Genomic DNA, 21,311 nt, shown 5'->3' with positions numbered 1-21,311 from the left:
ATGTCTGTTGTAAGAATGTGAGGTAATGCAATGCTCGAACTCTGGCTAACTCCGTGGCGCGCGGGCCTGTCCATGACAGCTGCGACGCTCGAAACCCTGATTGCCACTCAGAAAAGCATGTCGGTCATGGCGCCCAAAGGCATGGCGACTCCGATGACCGAAGACAAATTGCGCGATGCGTTTCAGATTGCCGCTGACGTAAATTTGCGTCGCTGGGAAGACACTGCAGGTGCCCTGCAGAATCTGCCAAACTGGTTGCATGATCTGCACGCCTTGCCAGGCAATATGGTGACCGACTGGTTTGATGCAGCGCGCCGCGCACGCGACTAGTCGGACAAACCCTCCTCGCGGGCAGCAGGCAACCAGACTCCGAAAGCCGTCCCCTCGCCAATGCGCGTCTCTACCGAGAATCCGCCGCGATGATGGGCCATGATATGCTTCACAATGGCCAAGCCGAGTCCTGTGCCGGTGATCTTGCCCCCCCGGCTCTGATCGGCGCGGTAAAAGCGTTCGCCCAAACGCGGCAAGTGTTCACGCTCGATCCCCGGTCCCTGATCTTCTACGCGCATCCAGATGGCGCGCTCCTGCGTGCCTGGCCGGCTTGACGCGGGCAACAAGGTCATGCGCTCGCTGCTGGCCCAGGTCTGCCCCGCTTTCAAGCGTGCTTCGGCCATACCGGAGGCTATACCAAAGCTCAGGATTACCTGTCCGCCTTCCTTTGAATACTTCAGGGCGTTTGAAACGAGATTCTCCGCGACCTGAATCATCTCGTCGCGGTGGGCGATCACCGGCATGGGCCCATCATCCGACTGAACCACCAGCCGTACCCCCTTCTCCGCCGCGATGGCGCTGAAAGCATGTGTGGCATCGGAGACAATGTCCCGAAATTCCTCGCGTTCGCGCGGCGATACATGTTCAGAAGACTCGATCCGCGACAGGGACAGCAAATCCGCGATCAATCGCGACATGCGCTCGGTCTCACCGGCCATGATGGCCAGAAATCGGTCCCAGGAATCCTTGTCATCCTTGGCAGGGCCCCGCATCGTCTCGATAAAGCCCGACAGCGCAGTCAGCGGCGTGCGCAATTCATGGCTCGCATTAGCCAGAAAGTCTGATCGCGCCCGCGCGGCGCGGCGAACAGGGGTGAGGTCTTCCAGAACGACGAGCGTACGTCTTGCCCGGCCGGGTCGCGATACATGCGCCCGCCACGTCTCGTCCGGCCCGCTCTCGACCTCCACAGCCATCGGCTCGACCGTGCCAGTCTGGATCGCATTCTCGATTGCAGAAAGCAGCCCCGGCGACCGGATGACGGTACTGGCGCGGGGGTTTACACGCCCATCAAGCCGCAGAATGAACTCCGCCTCTTCGTTCATTGTGACAATGCGTTGCTCGTCATCAATCTCGAAAGCCGGCAGCGGCAATGCATCCAAAAGAATGGCAGATTCCTGAATATTCGGCTGAACGAGCGCTGGCTCAACCGAGAGCCGTGGACTGATGGGAAGGATCGTCGCGGTTCCCACGAAGATGGCTGTCGCGACGGACATGGCCACCAACAGGGCAGCAATCGCCTCAATCAGGCCAATTGCACCTGTAATCCACATCAAAAGAAGGATAAAACCGAAGCAGCACACAAGCGTTATGAAGTCTCTCGCGCGCCGCGAGAGGGCGCTACGAGCGGACTGTTTTGCGTCGGCTGACATGCCTTCGCTCATTCATGCTCCTGTTAACTAACTACTCAAAGACTTCAGGTCTCGAAGCCGCTAATACGCAACCAGACATCTGCCAAGCCCTTCACGACGTATCACAACCACAAGCGGCATTTGTGCAACTAAATGTAATTATTGAAAAACGATAATTTATCATTGACAGTCGACTAGAGCGGGCGTATCCGACGTCTGGAAAAAGGAGCGTTGCCGACGGCATGACACGATCAATTCTACTACTAGCCCCGGCAATTCTTGCGGCCTGCGCAACATCACAGGCAAATTTGCCCGGCATTGATGGAAATCGCGAGGAGATTTTTGCCATCGCGCCTGACGCTCCAGTGGATTGGGCGGCATCAGGTGTTGCTGGTCAGGCGAATACCGGCGACTGGCTAAGCCAGTTCAGCGATCCGGTCATGGAAAGTCTGGTGCGCGAGGCTCTGGCCAATAGCCCTACGCTTGAATCACGCGCCGCACTTGTCCGGGCAGCTGCTGCGTCAATCCGCACGGCCCGTTCTCAGCGTTCCGTCAGTATTGACAGCTCCATCAGCGCTGGAGTCACATCCAATTCCTTCGAAGTTGGCGGTGATCTTGATCGAGCGACGGACGGAATTTATGGTCTGGGCATTGATGCGAGTTGGGAAGCCGATCTTTGGAACCGGCTCGGACGTGGTATTGCCGCCGCAGAAGCAGACCTTGCCGCAACCGAAGCCGACTTTGCCGCCGCCGAGTTGTCTGTTGCCGCTCAAACTGCCATTGCCTGGATCAATCTGAACGCTGCACTGGCGCAGGAGCGCGTGGCAGTACTGACTTATGAAGCACGCGACCGGGTTCGCATTCTGACCGAACGCCGATTCCAGCGCGGAGTGGCCCAAGCATTGGATGTGCGCACCGCACGCAGCGCACTTGCTGGCGCAGAAGCCAGTATTGCTCAACGCCGTCAGCAATCAGGTGAGGCCGCACGTCGGCTGGAAATCCTGCTAGGCCGCTATCCGGCAACCGAAATCGAAGCCACGGCTGAATTGCCGGTGCTGGAAACGCTGGTCGTAGAAGGCAATCCAATGCTGTTGCTATCGCGTCGCCCGGATGTGGCGAGCGCCGAAGCGAGTATCATTGCTGCCGGCCTGCGCGCGGAACAAGCGCGCCTCGCCATGCTGCCCGCCCTGCGCTTGACCGGCTCTATTTCTACCAGCGAGTCCGAATTTGCAGACATGGTCGATCCAGAGCGGATTGCCGCCCGGCTCGTGGCAAGCCTGATCCAGCCACTGTTCACGGGCGGGCGCCTGGACGCCCAGCGTGATGCCGCTGTGGCGCAAGCAGAATCAGCGATTGCGAGCTATGCTGGCATTGCGCTGACGGCGTGGGGAGAAGTCGAGGACGCTATCGCAGCCGACACGTATCTCGCCCTGCAAGAGGATGCGCAATTGCGCGCCTTGGAAGAGGCTCGCCTTGCCGAAGAACTGGCCGAGCGCCAGTACACAAGTGGTACGATCACCGTGTTCAATCTGATCGATGCCCAGACCCGGCGTCTCACTTCTGAGAGCCAGTTGGTTTCCGCGCGCGCATCGCGTGCTTCGAACCGGATTTCCTACCATCTAGCCCTTGGGGGCGGCCTGCCCGTACAGACTGCCTCGACCACCGTTCAAGCCCCGCAAGAAAGCGCCGCAGAATAGCGGCAGGAGAATAAGTCATGGGACGCCTCATTTCAGTTTTGATTCCGATCGGGATCCTCGCCGTGGTTGGTATCGGCGGCGTGGCCGCTCTGTCAGCGATCAAACCCAAACCTGAAAAAGCCGAGGAAGCCCGCGCCGGCCTGAATGTATTTGCAGAGCCCGTTCGCCAGGGCGACCTGACGCTCGTCGTGGAGTCGCAAGGCGAGGTAAGACCGCGACGCGAGATCATCGTGGCCCCGCAAATTTCCGGCCGGATTTCCTACGTATCCCCTGACTTCATCGATGGCGGTTTCATCAACAAAGGTCAGCTGCTCGTCCGTGTTGAGGCGGCTGACTATGAACTGGCAGTTGTACGCGCCCAGTCTACCGTGGCCAGCGCCCAGCAGGCCCTTGCCCTCGAAGAGGCCGAAGCTGAACTGGCGCTACAGGACATTGAGGACCTCGGTATTTCCGACGCCTCTCCCCTCGCCCGCCGTGAACCTCAGCTGGCAGGCGCTCGCGCAGCGCTGGAATCTGCCAGAGCCCAATTGAAAGACGCCCAATTGGCGCTTGACCGAACGGCCGTCTACGCACCTTTTGCCGGCCGCGTGCGGGAACGCAATGTTGATATTGGTCAAGTCGTCTCTGTCGGCCAGTCACTTGGCCAGATCTTCGCCAATGATGTTGTTGAAGTCGCCCTGCCGCTCAAGGACGCCGAAATGGGGCGTCTGGGCCTGCCCCTTGCCTTCAGTTCCAGCAAGGCCCAGCCCGGTCCGGATGTGACCTTCCGCGCCACGGTTGGCGGCGTAGAGCGCGAGTGGCACGGACAGGTCGTCCGGACGGCAGCCGCTGTGAATTCGCAAACCCGCCAGATCAATGTCATAGCCGAACTTCAGGATCCGTATGGCGCTGGCGCCGATGGCGACGCACCCATGGCACCCGGCCTTTTCGTGACCGCCATCATTCAGGGGGAAACACTCGAAAACGTGCTGATTGCACCACGCGGCGCTCTACGCGGAGATGATCGCCTGTTTGTCGGCCTGCCAGACGAAGGCAAGCTGGCGATCCGCCAGGTGAAGCTGATCTACTCCGATCCTGATGGAGCCTATCTTGCGTCAGGTGTCGAGCCCGGTGAACTGGCTATCACCAGCCCCATCCAGGCCCCGTTCGAAGGTATGAGCATCACCGTCATGCAACGTATGGAAGATGGTACAATCACGATTTACGAGCCCGAGCGGACCGAGGAATCCTCCAGCTCCGGCGAGCCAGCAGCAATTGCGTCAACCACAGGTGAAGGAGCAGCCCAATGAGGGGGATTGTCGCCTGGTTCGCCCGTAACGCCGTCGCCGCAAACCTTCTGATGATCGTCGCCTTCACGGGCGGAGTTTTCGGCTACACCAAGATGGAACAGGAAATGTTCCCCGTGGTGAACATCACGGGTGCCTCGGTATCGGTTACCTGGAATGGCGCTTCGCCACAGGATGTCGAAGACCAGATCGTTACACGTATTGAAGAGGCTGTCGCGGACATTGACGGCCTCGACCGGATCACCTCGATCGCGAATGAAGGCTTCGGTGTCGTCAACATCAAGGGGCGCGACGATATCGACATGGACAAGTTTCTGGATGACGTGAAAATTCGCGTCGATCAGATCAACAATATGCCCCAAGCGGCGTTCCAGCCGCAGGTGACACGTTGGGAACAGCGCAACAACTATATTGGCCTGTCCGTCCACGGCAATGTGGACGCACGCACGCTGCGACGCGTCGGCGACCGGGTTCGTGATGACATTGCCAACATTAACGGGGGTGAGCTGGCGCAGCTGGGCGGCGTTATCGACGAACAAGTCAACATCGAAGTATCGGAAGAACAATTGCGCCGATACGGGCTGAGCTTCAGTGATGTGGCCAGTGCTATTCGTCAATCCTCGCTGAACTCGTCAGGCGGCCGAATTGAATCTTCAACCGGCGACGTTGCCATCACGGCCCGGCAATTGGCCGACACAGCGGATCAATTTGGTAACATCATCATCCGCCAATCGACCGAACAGGGCACTATCCGCGTGGCCGACGTCGCCACGATCGATGACGGCTTCGCAACAGACAAGTTCAAGGCCACATACAATAACGAGCCAACCGTCTTCGTGCAGGTTCCCCAGCCGAACACGATGCACATTGTCGAATATACTGACGACATCAAGGCATATGTGGACCGCGCCAATGACCCTTCCAACGGCATCCTCCCGGAAGCCGTGAAGATCGACATCCTGTTTGACGATTCCGTGGCTTTCAATGCCCGTATGGATTTGATCCAGCAATCTGCATTGACCGGGGCCGTTCTCGTCATGCTGGTCCTGCTGCTGTTCCTGCGTCCAACTGTGGCCCTATGGGTCACGATCGGAATCATCACCGCTTTTGCGGGCGGGATTTTGCTCCTCCCCTATTTCGGGGTTTCCTGGAACATCCTTTCCACATTCGCTGTCTTGCTGGTGATCGGGGTGATCGTGGATGACGCCATCATAGTCGGCGAGAATATTCACCGCGAGATCGAAAGCGGACGGCGCGAAGGCCTGGACGCTGCCATTGTCGGCACGCAACTCGTGCTCAAACCGGTCGTGTTCGGCGTTCTGACCACGATCATCGCCTTCCTGCCGTGGGCATTCATTAGCGGCCCGACCCGGATGTTTACCCAGCAAATCACATTCGTCGTGGTCGCGGCCCTGATCTTCTCGATCATCGAGTGCATGCTGATCCTGCCGAGCCATCTGTCACATATGAAGCGCCAGTCCTTCGACGGCCCGTCTGGCAAATTGCTGAAGCTGCAGCACTCGATTGCAGACAGCCTGCTCTGGTTTGCCAACAACCTCTACAAACCCTTCCTCGAACTGGCGATCCGCTACCGCTATGCAACCGTCATGTTCTTCTTCTGCCTGTTTTTCCTGGCGACACGGATCACAGGTATGGGCATCGTACCCTTCAAATTCATGCCGGAAATCGAAGCAGACCTTGTTCGGGTCGAAATCGATATGCCAGACGGTACGCCATACACCCGCCTCGAACAGATCCGCGACCAGCTGCAAGCCGGTATCGACGTTACGATGGCGGAATCGATCAAACAATATCCGAACATAGAGGGTGGCCTGATCAAGGATGCCGCTGTCGTTGCGTCCGGGACGCGCGTCAATGCCTGGATTGGGGTCTTGCCACCCGAAGACCGGCCTGTCGGATTGCGGTCCAAGGATATAGCCGAACAATTACGCCTGAATGTCGGTGATATTCAGGATGCTGAAGAAATCAATTTCGATTTTACCTTCAATGATGAACAGAGCGGCGTGCGCTTTGCCCTCAACCATCAAGACCTAGACCGTCTGCGTGAAGCGGCTGCCGCAGTTAAAGAGCACCTGGCAACTTATGCCAACGCCTACGATATTGGAGACAACCTCTCCTCAGCCGCTGAAGAGATTCGTATCTCGCTGAAACCGGGCGCGGAAACGCTCGGCATCACGCTGGCCAGCGTCACCGACCAGGTCCGGCAGGCATATTATGGTGAAGAAGCCCAACGCCTGCCGAGAGATGGCGAGGATGTCCGCGTCATGGTCCGCTTGCCGGAATCGGCCCGGGAAAATCTGGACAGCCTGAATTCTCTTCGTGTTCGCACTTCCGATGGTCGCGAAATTCCGGTTACCCAGGTCGCAAACTTCGATTACGCACCAGGGATCAACCGCATCGTTCGTCGCAATCGCACCCGGTCAGTCTCAGTGTATTCTGAAGTGCTGGGCGACGGTGGGCGAAACCAGATCATGGCCTCAATGGACGAAAATTTCTGGCCAGACTTCGAGAAGACCTTCCCGGATGTCGAGCGCGGCGTGGCGGGCGGCATCGAAGAAGAACAGAAGTTCATGGAAGAAGTTGGTCGATTGATCCTGATTGCCATCGGCGCGATGTACATCTTGTTGGCAGTGGCTTTCCGGTCCTACGCTCAGCCACTGCTGCTGATGATGGCCCTGCCCTTTGCTTATTGCGGAGCAGTCTTCGGGCTCTGGATATTTGATACACCGATGGCCATGTTCTCGTTCTTCGGCATTGCTGCAGCCGCAGGGGTCGTGATCAACGACAATCTCGTCCTGATCGATTATGTGAATCGACGGCGGGATGAAGGCGCAGGTGCCGTTCAGGCGCTGGTCGATGGGGGCGTATCCCGCTTCCGGCCCATCCTGTTGACTTCCGTCACCACCTTTGTCGGCATCCTGCCACTGATTGCAGAAAAATCCGTTCAGGCACAATTCCTCAAACCGATGGTTGTGTCATTGGGCGCAGCTGTTGCATTCGCGCTTTTTGTCTCATTGTTGATGGTCCCTGCCCTTTACGCAGTCGGTGTCGAGATTGGCCGGATCTTCCGCTGGACCTGGGGCGGCAAGCCTTTCCGCCAGATCGGTGAGACCTATAGCGGAGAAGTGACCATCGACGAGGATGAATTGATTGGCACGAGCAAAGATGGCGGACTTGGTCCAATGGCTCCCGCCGAATAAAATGTACGCAACACGGTAAAGGCCCGCCCGGATCAGGCGTCGGGCCTTTATCCATATTACTGGAGAGACCTTAAATGAAACACCTCATGCTCGGGGCAGCGACCATTGCCCTCCTCACCGCCTGTTCGCCGGCATCCACGGAAGACACTGGTCAGTCAGCAGAGGCTGCGGCAGTAACATCAACATCCTCGAACACGCCGAACGAAGCAGGCAAATATGTCACCGCAGAAGGCCTGGAGCTGTCTGCTGCTGACTATTGGGGGGACTGGGGTGTTGACCTCACATTGCGCGATGACTCCATCGCACCCGGCGACAACTTCTACGCCTATGCCAATGGCAAATGGCTCGACAGTTTCGTTATCCCGAGTGATCGCACACGCTATGGCGCCTTCACTCTGCTGGCTGAAAAGTCAGAGCAGCGCGTACTCAATATCATTCAGGAGCTTGCCGAAGCCGAACCTGATCCAGCCACACTCGAAGGCAAGGTCGCCTCTGTCTACAACGCCTATATGGACACGAGCGGTATCGAAACCGCTGGCCTCGCGCCCGCCACGCCCTATCTCAGCAAGATCAAGAATATCGATAGCCGGGAAGACCTCGCCAAGCTGTTTGCGGCAACGGGCTACGCCTCCCCTATCGCGGGCTGGGTCGATGTCGATTCCAAGCAGACCGACCAGTACATCTTCTATGTGACCCAAGCCGGGCTCGGCATTGGCGACCGTGACTATTATCTCGACGATACAGAGAAAAACCTTGAAATCCGCGCGGCCTACAAAGCCATGCTGACCAGCCTGCTGACAGAAGCAGGCTACGAGGAGGCTGAGGCGGCGGCAGACCGCGTGATCGCGCTCGAGACCCGTATTGCTCGCGCCCATTGGGACCGCGCAACAGGCCGGAATCGCAACCTCACCTACAACAAGATGAGCCGCGCAGAGTTGGAACAGCTCGCCGGAGACTTCCCGGTGGCGACGATGCTCATGGACCTTGGCCTGAACAGCGAAGAATCCTTTGTCGTGCGCCAGGTCACTCCGACAGCCGAAGAGATCGCAGAAAACGGGCTCACCGCGGAACAGATCGAAAAAGTCTCGGGCGGCGGCATAGGCGGCCTGTTCGAGATCATGCAAACCGCCTCACTTGAGGACTGGAAGGCTTATCTAGCGGCCCACTTCCTGATCGATCACGCCGATGTCCTGCCCCGCCGCCTGGATGAGGCGACCTTCGAATTTTATGGCAAGAAACTGGGCGGTGCCGAAGAACAGCGCGAGCGCTGGAAGCGTGCAGTCTCAACCGTCGAAGGCTCCGTCGGAGAAGGTGTCGGCAAAGTCTATGCCGAGCGCTTCTTCCCGAGCGAGAACAAGGCAGCCATGGACGATCTGGTAGAGAATTTGCGAGCGGCCATGGCCAGCAATCTCGATGAGATCGACTGGATGGGCGACGACACGAAGACAGAAGCACATGACAAGCTCGCCAAATTCACCCCAAAAATTGGATATCCGGAGAACTTCGAGACCTATGCGGACCTGAATGTGGGCCCGGACGCCTTCGCCAACTCCATGGCGGTGAATGACTGGGCCTGGAAGGACATGATCTCCCAGCTCGGCCAGCCGATCGACAAGACCGAATGGTTCATGTTGCCCCAGACGGTGAACGCCTATTATTCGCCCAACCGGAACGAAATCGTGTTTCCCGCTGCCATCCTTCAGCCGCCTTTCTTCAATCTGACTGCAGACCCCGCCGTCAATTATGGTGCGATCGGCGGCGTCATTGGTCACGAAATGGGCCACGGCTTCGATGATCAGGGCGCCAAATCCGACGGAAATGGCACGCTCCGCAATTGGTGGACCGCTGAAGACGAATCCAATTTCAAGGCCAAGACCGGCGCGCTGGTAGAGCAATATAATGCTTTCTGTCCCCTGGACGATGGGGAAACCTGTGTGAATGGCGCGCTGACACTCGGCGAGAATATCGGCGATCTCGGCGGTCTTTCGATGGCATACAAGGCCTACAAGCTCAGCCTCGACACAGATGGCAACGGCACGATCAGCCCGGATGAGGAAGCGCCTGTGCTGGACGGACTGAGCGGTGATCAGCGCTTCTTCCTGGCCTGGGCCCAGGTCTGGCGGTCCAAGTACCGCGAAGAGGCAACCCGTCGCCAGCTGCTGACAGACCCACATTCCCCACCCGTTTACCGGGTAAACGGCGTCGTTCAGAACATGGCAGAATGGTACGAAGCCTTTGACGTGACGGAAGATGACGAGATGTACCTGCCGCCTGAGCAGCGCATCCGGATTTGGTAAACGGTTATAAACCGTAGCATACACTACAGAAGCAGCGCTTTAGAGTGCTGCTTCTTTACTTGTCTTGAAGAAGTTTGGGTATATTCTGACCGAGCAGCCTGATTTGGCATGGCGGTTGCAAGAAAATCTTCGGATAAGGATTCCGCCCAAAATGAAATTGCTAAACCGCCTGTTCAAGACATCAAGTTCCGATTCCGAGGCTCCCGCCTCTGCGCGCGTAGAACAGATGGTGACGCCCGTAAAAGAACGGCCACGTCCCGTCCGTGCATCGGTCTATCGGGAAGCAAATGTCGTTTACGAATCCGGCTACAAGCGTCGCGGTATCGTTCTGGACTATTCTGACACAGGCGTTCGCCTCCGGTTTCCGACCAATGAGGGCATGCCTGAATTCGTGACCCTTCATGCCAAGGGAGTGGGCCTGCAGGGCCCCGCACGCGTTGTCTGGCAAAAAGGTTCTGAAGCGGGTTTTCAACTCACGACCATCTAGGGTCGCACCCGTCCCTTCCCAATGTTCATTTGGCTTTTGGGCCTAAAAGGTCTTGAATGGCCCTTTCAACGCGAAAGGGACGCACCATGGCCATCATGAAATCAGAACAGATCATGTCGGAATCGACCAAATCCTTCGAGGATGCGATTCAGACAGCGGTCACACGCTTTGACGCCACCGTCAAAGGCCTCGCATCGGCTTACGTCAACGAAATGTACACCACAATCAAGAACGGCAAGATCGAAAAGTATCGCGTGAACCTCCAGATGACGTTCGAAGTAATGCCGCCCAAGGCCGACGACAAAGCCAAGCGCGCAAAGAAGAAGTAGGCCCCATTCGTGGCCAAGACGACGGAAACCTGGTTTTCGGAACTCGATCCGGCCCAATTCGAGATTGCGGAAAGCCTTCGAGCGAGCATCGAGCGGGCAGGCCCCGGCCTGACCTGCAAGCTCGCCTGGGGCTTTCCGTGTTGGAGTGGGACCGAGCGGATATTCTCGATTGCGGCATACAAGGACCGCTGCAATCTCCAGATCTTCTATGGTGCCGAGCTTGCGCCGTCCTTTCCAGATCGGATCGAAGGCACCGGCAAGGCTCTGCGCCATGTAAAAGTCCATTCGGTCGATCAGATCGACGCCCAACTGGATCAAATCATCGAGGCGGCAATCCGGCTGGATGCAACCGATCCACGGCCTGTTCGATAGGAAGACGTGACAGCTGCGTGGTTTGCCCTATCATCTGACGTCAGATGCACAGGAACCTGCCCCCATGCGCCAATTCCTTGTCCCAGCCCTCGCCGTCGTTTGCCTTGTCCTGGCAGTCCCGACAGGAAGCCAGGCACAATCCCCTAGCAATTCGGAAACCCCTTCCATGACGGCAACGCAATTTACGAGCATTGATGGAAAGCCAGTCGACCTTGAAGCACTTGATGCAAAGGCGATCCTCGTCGTGAATACAGCCTCCAAATGCGGCTACACCAAACAGTATGAGGGCCTTCAGGCACTGTATGAAGCGAAGCGAGCGGAAGGGCTCGTCATTCTAGGCATCCCTTCAAATGATTTCGGCGGGCAGGAACCCGGCACTGAGGAAGAGGTCCAGACGTTCTGCCAGCTGAATTTCGGCGTGACATTCCCGCTGACAAAGAAATACGCTGTGACGGGCGCTGATGAGCACCCATTCTATTTGAATGCCGTGGACATGCTTGGCGAGGCCGCGCAGCCGAAATGGAATTTCCATAAAATTCTCGTCGATGGCGACGGCACACCGCTCAAGGCCTACCCCTCTGCCACTACCCCATCGGATCCGGAACTCGTGGCAGATATCGAGGCGGCCCTCGGCGGATGACGCCTATCAGGCGCGCCACTTCACGACCGGAGTGATCCTGCCGGTACGGCAAGTTCGGGAATGGATCGCAGAAAGGCCCGCGCCTGCTCACCGGCTGCAGCACACGCTGTTTCAAGCTGCCCTCTATCCAGGCGCACTGCGCGAATACGTGCCCACGGGTGTCGTTGGAGATAGTAGTCGAGATTGTTCAAAAGCTCGAATTCAACACGGTCTATCTGTTCGCTTTCGCTTGCTTCAAAGAAATACATTCGATTTTGGGCCGCGCTCCAGCCCCGCTCGAAATGCGCGTGATAATGGCCCTCATCCTCGCCGAAACAATCGAAGCGGAGGACTTCGTCTTCGTGGATGAAAAGCGAAAACGCGGGCCCGCGCCCAATGGGCAGGACTTTCCAGAAGACGTGCAACTCTGCGTCTGGCGATATCGAGAATATTTTCAGATCGCGTCGGCTCGGAAATTTCGCGGTATAACGTTCGTGGAGACGGAACTTGCGGAGGCGCCGGGACAATTGCCGACCAGCATAGAACATCCGAGATGGAAGCATTCTGCGCGCCAAGGCATAAGTCGAACTTGCCATTTAAGGTACCCATCCCCAGCGACATTTTCACCAGATTGCTCTCGTGGCTTTCATTGAAGCCGAAAATGCACTGGCATTACAATAGAACGGCGACAACTTCTCGATTGCGCGCCCCGTTCGATGAAGAAATCTCCGCCAATCGCGTTTCGTGAACTCTTGACGAGTGAGGCCCGGACGCGCTTTGTGTTCGCACCTGCAAAAAAAATCCATAGCGGAAGGAAACTCCATGTCTGAACAAGATCCCGTCGTCATCGTCGGTATGGGCCGCACGCCCATGGGTGGCCTGCTCGGCGACCTTGCCAGCCTGACTGCCAGCGAGCTGGGCGCCATTGCCATCGAGAAAGCTGTCAGCGAAGCAAAGCTGGCCCCCGGCGAGGCGAATGAAATCATCATGGGCAACTGCCTTCCCGCTGGACAGGGCCAAGCTCCTGCCCGTCAGGCAGGTTTCAAATCCGGTCAGGACAAGGGCCTTGAAGCCACAACGATCAACAAGATGTGCGGCTCCGGCATGCAAGCTGCCGTCATGGGCCGCAATGCCATTCTGGCGGGCGACGCAAACATCGTGATCGCTGGCGGCATGGAATCCATGACCAACGCACCGCACCTGCTGAACGTCCGCAAGGGCCATAAATACGGCACCATGAACGCTCAGGACCATATGGCGCTCGACGGCTTGTCCGACGCCTACAAGGGCGGCCCCATGGGCGAATTCGCCGACATGATCGCGGGTGAGTACCAGTTCACACGCGAGCAACAGGATGCCTACGCGCTGGAAACGCTGTCGCGCGCACAGAACGCAACGAAAGAAGGCAAGTTCAAGCGCGAGATTGCCCCGGTCACCATCAAGACCCGCAAGGGCGAAACGGTCGTCGACACTGATGAACTGCCTCGCACTGCGATGCCGGAAAAAATCCCGTCGCTGCGCCCGGCCTTCTCCAAGGACGGCACCGTTACCGCAGCCAATGCCTCAGCTATTTCAGATGGCGCAGCTGCGCTCGTCCTGATGCGCGAATCTGAAGCCAAGAAACGCGGTCTCAATCCGCTGGCCAAGATCGTGTCTTCGTCCAGCCACGCTCACGAGCCTGAATACTTCACGACCGCGCCAGTGCCTGCCATGAAGAAAGCCTTGGAAAAGGCTGGCTGGAGCGTCGACGATGTCGAGCTTTGGGAAGTCAACGAAGCCTTCGCGGTCGTTCCAATGATCGCCATGAAGGAAATGGGCATCTCGCACGACAAGCTGAACGTGAATGGCGGTGCCTGCGCCATGGGTCACCCGATCGGCGCTTCCGGCGCTCGTTTGATCGTCACACTGCTCGCGGCCATGGAAGACCGCGGCCTCAAGAAGGGCATGGCCAGTCTCTGTATTGGTGGCGGCGAAGGCATCGCCATGGCGCTGGAACGCTACTAGGGGTCCGGCATGCTGGATGAAACCCGGATCCTCGACCATTTCACCGAACAGGCGAGATGGTGCGAGGATCTGGGCTCTCCTTTCACTGCGGCCCTGCTCCGGAAATTTGCCGAAGATTTTGAGGCCAATGGCCCGGTCGCGGATATCTGCGCCGACTGGACCGGCAATCCCCGCAAGGATGCCCTTGGCCTCAGGCTGGCCGGTGCCCTTCACCATGCCGTGCTAACCAACGCAGCACCTGCTCTTGCCGCGACTTATCCCGGCCATCTGGCGGAGTGGAAGATGGAGGCTGTCTGGGCCGAGGCCCAGCCTTGGCTTGCGGCGCACATCCCCGACATCCGCACCTTCATCAACAGTCCCCCGCAGACCAATGAGACCCGCCGGTCGATAGCGCTCCTGCCCGGTTTTCTCGAACTTGCCGCAACCTACCGTATGCCCATGCACCTGCTTGAGCTCGGCGCGAGTGCGGGCCTCAACCAGAATTGGGATCGGTTCACCTATGATGGCGGAACCTGGCAACGACCGGGCGCGAGCGACGTCACGATATCCACGATCTGGAACGGACCCGAGCCCGCACATCTCGACGCCGCTCCAGTCATTGCTTCACGCGCCGCTTGCGACCTGAACCCGATTGACCTGACAAATGAGGCCGCCTTCCTGCGGCTCAAATCCTACACTTGGCCAGACCAGGCTGGACGACTGGCCCGTCTGGATGCAGCGGCAGAATTGGCCAGACATATGGGCGTTCGCGTGGAACAGGCGGATGCGGTTGACTGGCTCGCCCAGAAACTGACCAAACGCCCCTCAGAGGGCCTGACAGTCATTTATCACTCAGTCTTCCTTGTTTATCCGTCAAAAGAAGATGTTGCACGCATGAAGCGACTGATCGAAGAAGCGGGCGCAGCTGCCACCGAGACTGCCTCCCTCGCCTGGCTTTGCTTTGAACCGGAATCCCTGTTTGGAGGAGACCGCGCGTCTCCGCGCATGCAGACCCGACTGCAAGTCTGGCCGGGTGGCGAACCCCGCATACTGAATGAATCTGATGGACACGTCACATATGTGGACATGCCGTAAGACTATTCGGCAAATGCGTCTGCCAGTTCCCGAGCGAGCTTATTGACCGCCGCAACGCCCTCATCACTGAAACTGTTTGTGTTCACAATTACGACAAGACCTGCATCTGGCAGCAGGTAAACCGACGACAACCACATCGTATTCGACCCGTTATGGGCGAAGAGACGTCCATGCTGCACCGGCGCTGAAACGCCCCATCCCAACGCATAGTCGGATCCCGCGGTTGGATATGGCGTAAGCAGTTTCCGCTCGGTCTCATCTGCTTCCAGAAAGCCGCTGACAAAGCGCGCATGCGCTGCCAATGGCACATGTAACGTGCCAGCGGGTGCCAGCGCGGCCGGGTTATCCGCTCCGCTGCCGGTGCCCTGGCCTTTCAAACCTCCGAACAGGCCTTTTGCGTGGCCTTCAATCCCCGTCGGCGGCGGTCCGAACCCCCAACCTTCATTCTGGAGTACAAGCGTGGACAGGAACAATGTCTCGTAATTCTCGTGCCCCAGCCGCAAGGCTATCCGGTCCAGTGCTGCCCCCGCAATCATGTAACCAAGATTGGAATAGGTAAATGTTCCCGTTTCGCCGGCAGGCGGCTTTGTCAAAAAACCTCGCGCCAAAGCAGTGCGCTGAGTTTCGACAGGATCGTTGGAGCCGCGACTGGTCAGGAACCACATCATACCGGGATTGGCGGCAAGTCCGCTCCGGTGAGAAAGCAGATGCTCAATCGTCACATCGCCCCAGGCCGGATCCATCTCGTCGGCAAGGTCTGGCAACAACTCTGGCAGGGTCGCACCCCAACTCGCTTCACCCTGCTCTACGAGCCGACCGTAAAGCAGCGCGGTCAGCATCTTCGTGTTGGAGCCGATATGCCAGGCGTCACCCTGCTGGACAGCCCCCCGCTTGCCCTGCACGCGGGCTCCATCAACCGCGAGACCAAGAATGTCCCCATCGGCGTTGGCAATGACAGCCCCAAGAGCCACCAGCCCGGCATCTTCCCGAACCGTTTCGACCTTCTGTTGTAACTCCTCTGGCGATAGCGGTGCGGCCGATGATGGCAGCACCAGTACGGCAAGAACTGAGAGGGATATCGCGGCGCGGATCATGGCATCCATAGTCCAGGCGCTAGCGTCATCGGTCAAGCAGAGGCAGGCTTCTTGATATCTTCAACCAGATCAAGCGGCAGGGCAGTCGTACGCTTTGCGACCCGGATCACGATACGTGATTGCACATCCGACACGAGGGCTGAGCCTAGCAGATTGTCCCGCAGGAAATTGTCATAAGCGTGCATGTCGGTCGTGATGATGTGGATCATGTAGTCGACCGCACCTGTAACCGTCATGCATTCGATGACTTCCGGCCAAGCCTGAACCATCTGTTCGAAAGCATCGAGATTTTCCCGGCTCGGAAGCGCCAGTTTGACGCTCGCCATGACTTCGAAATTCAGCCCGAGTGAGTTATTGTCCAGCAGGGTCACCCGGCCTGTAATGAAGCCGGCCTCTTCCATGCGCTTGATACGCCGCCAACAAGGCGATGAGGACAAGCCGACCCGGTCGGCAATTTCGGCGACAGACAAGCCGGCATCATGCTGGATGATGTCCAGTATTCGCGCATCTACAGCATCTAATTCTTGGGCCAATTTTGCTCGCTCTCTTAGGTTATCCGGTAAATTTTACCCCGGAATAGCAAAATTTGCGCAAGATAGGCAAGCAATTTCACGCGGTTTGACCAATAATCTGCCTAAACCCATCAGATAGGCATGCTATGCAACACCGCGAAGTCACGCTGGACGACAAATACGAGCTTGTCGAGGGAAAAGCCTTCATGACAGGGATTCAGGCGCTTGTTCGCCTGCCACTTGATCGAAAACGCCTTGATCTGGGCATGGGCCTCAACACAGCCGGCTTCATCTCTGGATACCGCGGATCGCCGCTGGGCGGTTACGATCAACAGCTTCGCGCCGCTCAAAAATGGCTGGATTCCCATGACATCAAATTCTGGGAAGGTCTGAATGAAGACCTCGGTGCCACCGCTGTGTGGGGCAGCCAGCAGCTCGGCCTGTTCCCCGGCGCGAAATATGATGGCCTGTTCGGCGTGTGGTACGGCAAGGCCCCTGGCGTAGACCGGACGGGCGATGTGTTCAAACACGCCAACGCCGCTGGCGCCTCCGACCATGGCGGCGTACTCGCCATCATCGGCGACGACCATAATTGCAAGTCCTCCACCCTGCCCTCGCAATCAGAGTTCGCGATGGCCGATGCGGAGATCCCGGTACTGAACCCCGCCTCCATCCAGGACGTGCTGGACTACGGCATCCATGGCTGGGCCATGAGCCGCTTCTCCGGAGCATGGGCCGGACTGGTCGCTCTCGCAGACACAATGGATTCCGGCGCTGTGGTAAGCGTCGATCTTGACCGGTTCAGTTTTGTCTCTCCTGATTTCCAGCTGCCTGAAGACGGCGTTCATATGCGCCGTGGCGACAGCCCGCTCGATAAGGAGCGGCGCCTGCGTCAGGTGAAGCTGCCGGCTGCACAGGCCTATGTGCGCGCCAACAAGCTGGACAATGTCATCCTGCCTTCGCCGAAACCCCGTGTCGGTGTTGTCGTGACGGGCCAGGCTGCCCGCGACGTGTTCGAGGCGCTCGCGGCGCTCGGCCTGTCACCGCAGGATGCAGGACGCCTGGGTCTCTCCGTGTACAAAGTGGCCATGCCGTGGCCGCTTGAACCCGAAGGGATCCGGGCGTTCTGCAAAGGTCTGGAACGTGTGGTCGTGATCGAGCACAAACGCCCTCTGATCGAAGATCAGCTACGCTCGGTGCTCTACGATCTGCCGGATGGCCAACGTCCGACTGTAGAAGGCAAGCGCGATCGCGAGGGACGCCCCCTGCTCTCCGATATCGCCTCCATCTCCATCCCGGAAATGGCTGGCGCGCTGATGAAGATCCTTCCTGAAGGTTGGGATACCAGCCGCGCCAACGCCTATTTTGATCGGATTGGCCGGACTGGCGAAGCGGCGCGCATCAATGCCTCCGAAACCATTCGCACCCCGCATTATTGCTCCGGCTGCCCGCACAATTCCTCCACCGTTGTGCCGGAAGGCTCGCGCGCGCTGGCCGGGATCGGCTGTCACTATATGGCGAACTTCATGCCGGACCGCAAAACCGACATGACCAGCCAGATGGGCGGCGAAGGTATTGCCTGGGTTGGTCAGCACTGGGCGACTGAAGAAGGCCATGTCTTCGTCAATCTCGGCGACGGCACCTATTCCCATTCGGGCAGCCTCGCCATCCGCGCAGCGGTGACTTCCGACGCGAACATGACCTACAAGATTCTCTACAATGACGCTGTCGCCATGACCGGCGGCCAGACAGTCGAGTCTGGTCAGACCCCGGCCCAGATCGCGCAGCAGGTGGAAGCTGAAGGCGTGGAGACGATCGTGATCGTCACCGAAGACCCGACCCGCTATGCCAATGTGAAAGACCTGCCGCGCCGCGTGAAGATCTTTGATCGCGAAGAGCTGGACGAGGTTCAGGTGATGCTGCGCGCAACTCCGGGCGTCTCCGTCATGATCTACGATCAGATCTGCGCCACCGAAAAGCGCCGCCGGTCCAAGCGCGGCCTTCGTGCACCGGACCGTACGCGCGTCGTCATCAACACCGAAGTCTGCGAAGGCTGTGGCGACTGTTCGATCAAATCCAACTGCCTGTCAGTGGAGCCGGTCGAAACCGAACTCGGCCGCAAACGGCGCATCAACCAGTCGACCTGCAACACAGACCTCTCCTGTTTGCGCGGCTTCTGCCCGAGCTTCGTGACGATCCAGGATGGCGAACCTGCCTGGCAGGACCAGCCCCGTCCGGAATTTGACGATGCCGGCCTGCCAATGCCGGAAACCCCCAGCCTCTCTGAGCCGTGGAACGTGCTGTTCACCGGCGTCGGCGGCACAGGCGTCACCACGGTCGCCGCCGTACTGGCCATGGCCGCGCATGTGGACGGCCATGCGGCTTCCAGCCTCGACATGACCGGCCTTGCCCAGAAGGGTGGTCCGGTGCTTAGCCACATTCGCTTTGCGCGTGAGCCGGAGCTGATTTCGACCGGCAAGGTTCCGCCTGCCAGCGCCGACCTCATCATTGCTTGCGATCTCGTCGTGGCGGCGGGGGGCGACGCACTGAACCTGATGGATGTTGGCCGCACGGCGGCCTATGCAAACTCCGACGTAACGCCAACCAGTGAATTCATCCGGGACCGGTCAAAACGTTTTGAAAGCGATCTCCTCGCCGCGCGCGTGAAACGGCAGGCCCGCGACTTCGCTGCCTTCGATGCCGAGGCCCTTGCGGTCGGTTATCTGCATGATGCGATCTATACGAACATGATCATGGTCGGTTTCGCCTGGCAGAAGGGCCAGGTGCCGATCAGCCTGCGCGCGCTCTATCGCGCCATTCGCCTGAACGGCACCAAGGTGGAGGACAACATGTCCGCCTTCAATATCGGCCGGATCGCTGCGGCGAACCCGGAACGGCTCCTGCCCCAGCATGACCCACGCGGTCATATCGAAGAGAAAACGCTGGACGAGTTGATAGATGACCGGGCAGCGCGCCTCACCGCTTATCAGGATGCCGCCTATGCGGAGACCTATCGCAACATCGTCGCTCAGGTGCGCGCCGCAGAACATGGCGCCGGCCTCGGCGAGAAGCTGACCCGCGCAGCCGCCACCTATGCCTACAAGGTCATGGCCTACAAGGACGAGTATGAAGTGGCCCGTCTCTACACGGATGGGAAATTCGCTGAATACATTGCCAGCCAGTTCAAGGGCGGCAAACTCCGCCTGATGCTGGCCCCGCCCATTCTGTCAAAGACGGATGCAAACGGGCACGCCAAGAAGAAGCATTTTGGCCCGTGGATGTTCCAGGTCTTCAAGCTGATGGCGAAGTTCAAGGGCCTGCGCGGCACGAAGTTTGACCTGTTCGGCTACACGGCCGAGCGCCGGATGGAACGCCAGCTGCGTGACGATTATCTCGCTGGCCTTTCCCGCATCGCGCAGGAACTGACCGCGAAGAATCATGAACTCGCCGTGGCGCTCGCCGAAATCCCAGACGATATTCGCGGCTATGGCCATGTGAAGGAAGCTGCCGCCGAAGTCGCCAAGGCGAAAGAGGCAGACCTCTGGGCTGGCTGGCCGGATGGCACGCTGCCCAAGGCAAAGACCACGCTGATCGCGGCGGCGGAGTAGGCCCCTACTCTGCCGGCTCGACCTGCACGTCGATAATGGTGCCCTTCTTGCCGATTTTTTCGAGCGTCTTCTCGATATCGTCGGACTCGACGGTGCGCGTATAGGTCTTGGTGCCGCCGCCAAATTTCTTGACTTTCACCTTCAGCTTGACGTCCTCCTCTGGGCCGTCCAGCGCATCTCCGGTGACGTGCACGACCCCAGAGCCGACCGCATAGGCGCCCTTCGCGGTGCCCTCGACCACGTCGCCCGCCACGCTGACGGGCACGGTCACGATCTTGGTGGCAAGGCAGGCGGGCAGCGTGGCAAGCATGCCGGCGATCAGGATTAGGCGAATGGCAGGCATGGCAAAGGCTCCTCTGGCTCTGGCCAGACTAGAGCAGATGAATGTTTAAGCCATGTTACGAAACGTGCAGACTAGTCCCGCGCCAGCGCCTCATCCATCAGGCGGGCCGTATTGGCGACGCCGTATAGCGCCGCGAAGCTGCCGAAGCGCGGGCCCTGGCTCTGGCCGAGCAGGACTTCATATAGCGCCTGGAACCATTCGCGCAGATTCTCGAACTCATGCTCCTTGCCGACCGAGAAGGTCAGCGTCTGCAGGTTTTCCGAGGTCGGCTCACCGTCAAACGCCTTGAGGCGCGCGGAGAGGTCTTCCATCGCCGCGCGTTCCTTGTCCGTCGGCGCACGATAGGTCTTCTGCGGCAGGACGAAGTCCTGATAATAGCTCATCGCATAGCCGGCGAGTTCATCGAGCAACAGGTTCTTCTCGGGTGAGGCGTCCGGCGCATATTGCGAGATGAAGCCCCAGAGCTGGCTCTTGTCTTCCGGGTTTGCCACCGCGACGAGGTTCAGCAGCAGCGCAAAGCTGACCGGCGTGGTCTCGGCGGGCGGGTTGCCGGAATGGATGTGCCAGACCGGATTTTCCAATTGGCGCGCAGGCTCCTCGCTTGGATACTTCTCAAGGAAGGTCAGGTATTCGTCCACGGCCTTCGGGATGACATCGAAGTAGAGCTTCTTCGCCACGCGTGGCGAAGA

17 protein-coding genes and 1 pseudogene are annotated in these 21,311 nt (G+C 58.7%); 12 read left to right on the top strand and 6 right to left on the bottom strand.

Features of this window, described 5'->3' with window-relative positions:
• Window positions 1-30 precede the first annotated feature (30 nt).
• Complete coding sequence (locus B4F73_RS04710) at window positions 31-330, top strand: hypothetical protein (protein ID WP_034816515.1); 300 nt, start codon at window positions 31-33, stop codon at window positions 328-330.
• On the opposite strand, the gene B4F73_RS04705 is transcribed toward B4F73_RS04710, so the two are convergent.
• Entirely contained in the window at window positions 327-1,712 is a 1,386-nt protein-coding gene (locus tag B4F73_RS04705) for a sensor histidine kinase (RefSeq protein WP_206992194.1), read from the bottom strand. The genes B4F73_RS04710 and B4F73_RS04705 overlap by 4 nt on opposite strands.
• 209 nt (window positions 1,713-1,921) lie before the next feature.
• Here B4F73_RS04705 and B4F73_RS04700 point away from each other — a divergent pair, with 209 nt between their 5' ends.
• The 8 genes from B4F73_RS04700 to B4F73_RS04665 all read left to right on the top strand — a co-directional run bounded on the left by B4F73_RS04700 (window position 1,922) and on the right by B4F73_RS04665 (window position 12,008).
• On the top strand, window positions 1,922-3,376 hold the full coding sequence (locus tag B4F73_RS04700; RefSeq protein WP_290482609.1) for an efflux transporter outer membrane subunit: 1,455 nt from the start codon (window positions 1,922-1,924) through the stop codon (window positions 3,374-3,376).
• Window positions 3,377-3,393: 17 nt separating this feature from the next.
• Window positions 3,394-4,665 (top strand): efflux RND transporter periplasmic adaptor subunit, encoded by a 1,272-nt coding sequence (locus B4F73_RS04695; protein WP_206992192.1) that lies wholly within the window; start codon window positions 3,394-3,396, stop codon window positions 4,663-4,665.
• The gene (locus B4F73_RS04690; protein WP_206992191.1) at window positions 4,662-7,883 is read left to right on the top strand and encodes an efflux RND transporter permease subunit; all 3,222 of its coding nucleotides are present in this window, start codon (window positions 4,662-4,664) and stop codon (window positions 7,881-7,883) included. Before B4F73_RS04695 ends, B4F73_RS04690 begins: the two co-directional genes overlap by 4 nt.
• A 74-nt stretch (window positions 7,884-7,957) precedes the next feature.
• Window positions 7,958-10,180, top strand: coding sequence for a M13 family metallopeptidase (locus B4F73_RS04685; protein WP_290482608.1), 2,223 nt, complete (start codon window positions 7,958-7,960; stop codon window positions 10,178-10,180).
• A 151-nt stretch (window positions 10,181-10,331) separates the two neighbouring features.
• Complete coding sequence (locus tag B4F73_RS04680; protein WP_034816508.1) at window positions 10,332-10,667, top strand: PilZ domain-containing protein; 336 nt, start codon at window positions 10,332-10,334, stop codon at window positions 10,665-10,667.
• 86 nt (window positions 10,668-10,753) lie between these two features.
• Window positions 10,754-10,996 carry a dodecin family protein gene (locus tag B4F73_RS04675; RefSeq protein WP_206992189.1) on the top strand — a complete coding sequence of 81 codons (243 nt, stop codon included), beginning with the start codon at window positions 10,754-10,756 and terminating at the stop codon, window positions 10,994-10,996.
• 9 nt (window positions 10,997-11,005) lie between these two features.
• Complete coding sequence (locus B4F73_RS04670) at window positions 11,006-11,368, top strand: DUF1801 domain-containing protein (RefSeq protein WP_290480458.1); 363 nt, start codon at window positions 11,006-11,008, stop codon at window positions 11,366-11,368.
• Between the two features lie 166 nt (window positions 11,369-11,534).
• Window positions 11,535-12,008: a glutathione peroxidase gene (locus B4F73_RS04665; RefSeq protein ID WP_233347836.1), complete on the top strand. Its 474-nt coding sequence runs from the start codon at window positions 11,535-11,537 to the stop codon at window positions 12,006-12,008.
• 20 nt (window positions 12,009-12,028) lie between these two features.
• Here the strand turns inward: B4F73_RS04665 and B4F73_RS04660 are convergent, their stop codons facing one another.
• Window positions 12,029-12,583 carry a hypothetical protein gene (locus tag B4F73_RS04660; protein ID WP_290482607.1) on the bottom strand — a complete coding sequence of 185 codons (555 nt, stop codon included), beginning with the start codon at window positions 12,581-12,583 and terminating at the stop codon, window positions 12,029-12,031.
• A gap of 226 nt (window positions 12,584-12,809) precedes the next feature.
• On the opposite strand from B4F73_RS04660, the gene B4F73_RS04655 reads away from it, so the two are divergent.
• Window positions 12,810-13,991 carry a thiolase family protein gene (locus tag B4F73_RS04655; RefSeq protein WP_034816497.1) on the top strand — a complete coding sequence of 394 codons (1,182 nt, stop codon included), beginning with the start codon at window positions 12,810-12,812 and terminating at the stop codon, window positions 13,989-13,991.
• A 9-nt stretch (window positions 13,992-14,000) separates the two neighbouring features.
• Window positions 14,001-15,065: a DUF2332 domain-containing protein gene (locus tag B4F73_RS04650; RefSeq protein WP_290480460.1), complete on the top strand. Its 1,065-nt coding sequence runs from the start codon at window positions 14,001-14,003 to the stop codon at window positions 15,063-15,065.
• A gap of 2 nt (window positions 15,066-15,067) precedes the next feature.
• On the opposite strand, the gene B4F73_RS04645 is transcribed toward B4F73_RS04650, so the two are convergent.
• On the bottom strand, window positions 15,068-16,195 hold the full coding sequence (locus tag B4F73_RS04645; RefSeq protein WP_290482606.1) for a serine hydrolase domain-containing protein: 1,128 nt from the start codon (window positions 16,193-16,195) through the stop codon (window positions 15,068-15,070).
• A complete protein-coding gene (locus tag B4F73_RS04640; RefSeq protein ID WP_034816488.1) occupies window positions 16,192-16,692 on the bottom strand; it encodes an Lrp/AsnC family transcriptional regulator in 501 nt (166 codons plus the stop codon). Before B4F73_RS04640 ends, B4F73_RS04645 begins: the two co-directional genes overlap by 4 nt.
• A gap of 125 nt (window positions 16,693-16,817) precedes the next feature.
• On the opposite strand from B4F73_RS04640, the gene B4F73_RS04635 reads away from it, so the two are divergent.
• Entirely contained in the window at window positions 16,818-20,279 is a 3,462-nt protein-coding gene (locus B4F73_RS04635; protein WP_290482605.1) for an indolepyruvate ferredoxin oxidoreductase family protein, read from the top strand.
• A gap of 4 nt (window positions 20,280-20,283) precedes the next feature.
• Here B4F73_RS04635 and B4F73_RS04630 read toward each other — a convergent pair whose 3' ends face one another.
• Complete coding sequence (locus tag B4F73_RS04630; RefSeq protein ID WP_206992182.1) at window positions 20,284-20,622, bottom strand: hypothetical protein; 339 nt, start codon at window positions 20,620-20,622, stop codon at window positions 20,284-20,286.
• Between the two features lie 71 nt (window positions 20,623-20,693).
• Window positions 20,694-21,311, bottom strand: a pseudogene (gene lysK / locus B4F73_RS04625) (lysine--tRNA ligase); the annotation flags it as partial.

It is taken from the genome of Hyphomonas sp. UBA3601, from assembly GCF_002375605.1.
GTDB lineage: Bacteria > Pseudomonadota > Alphaproteobacteria > Caulobacterales > Hyphomonadaceae > Hyphomonas.
This window is presented reverse-complemented; position numbering and strand designations above follow the sequence as displayed.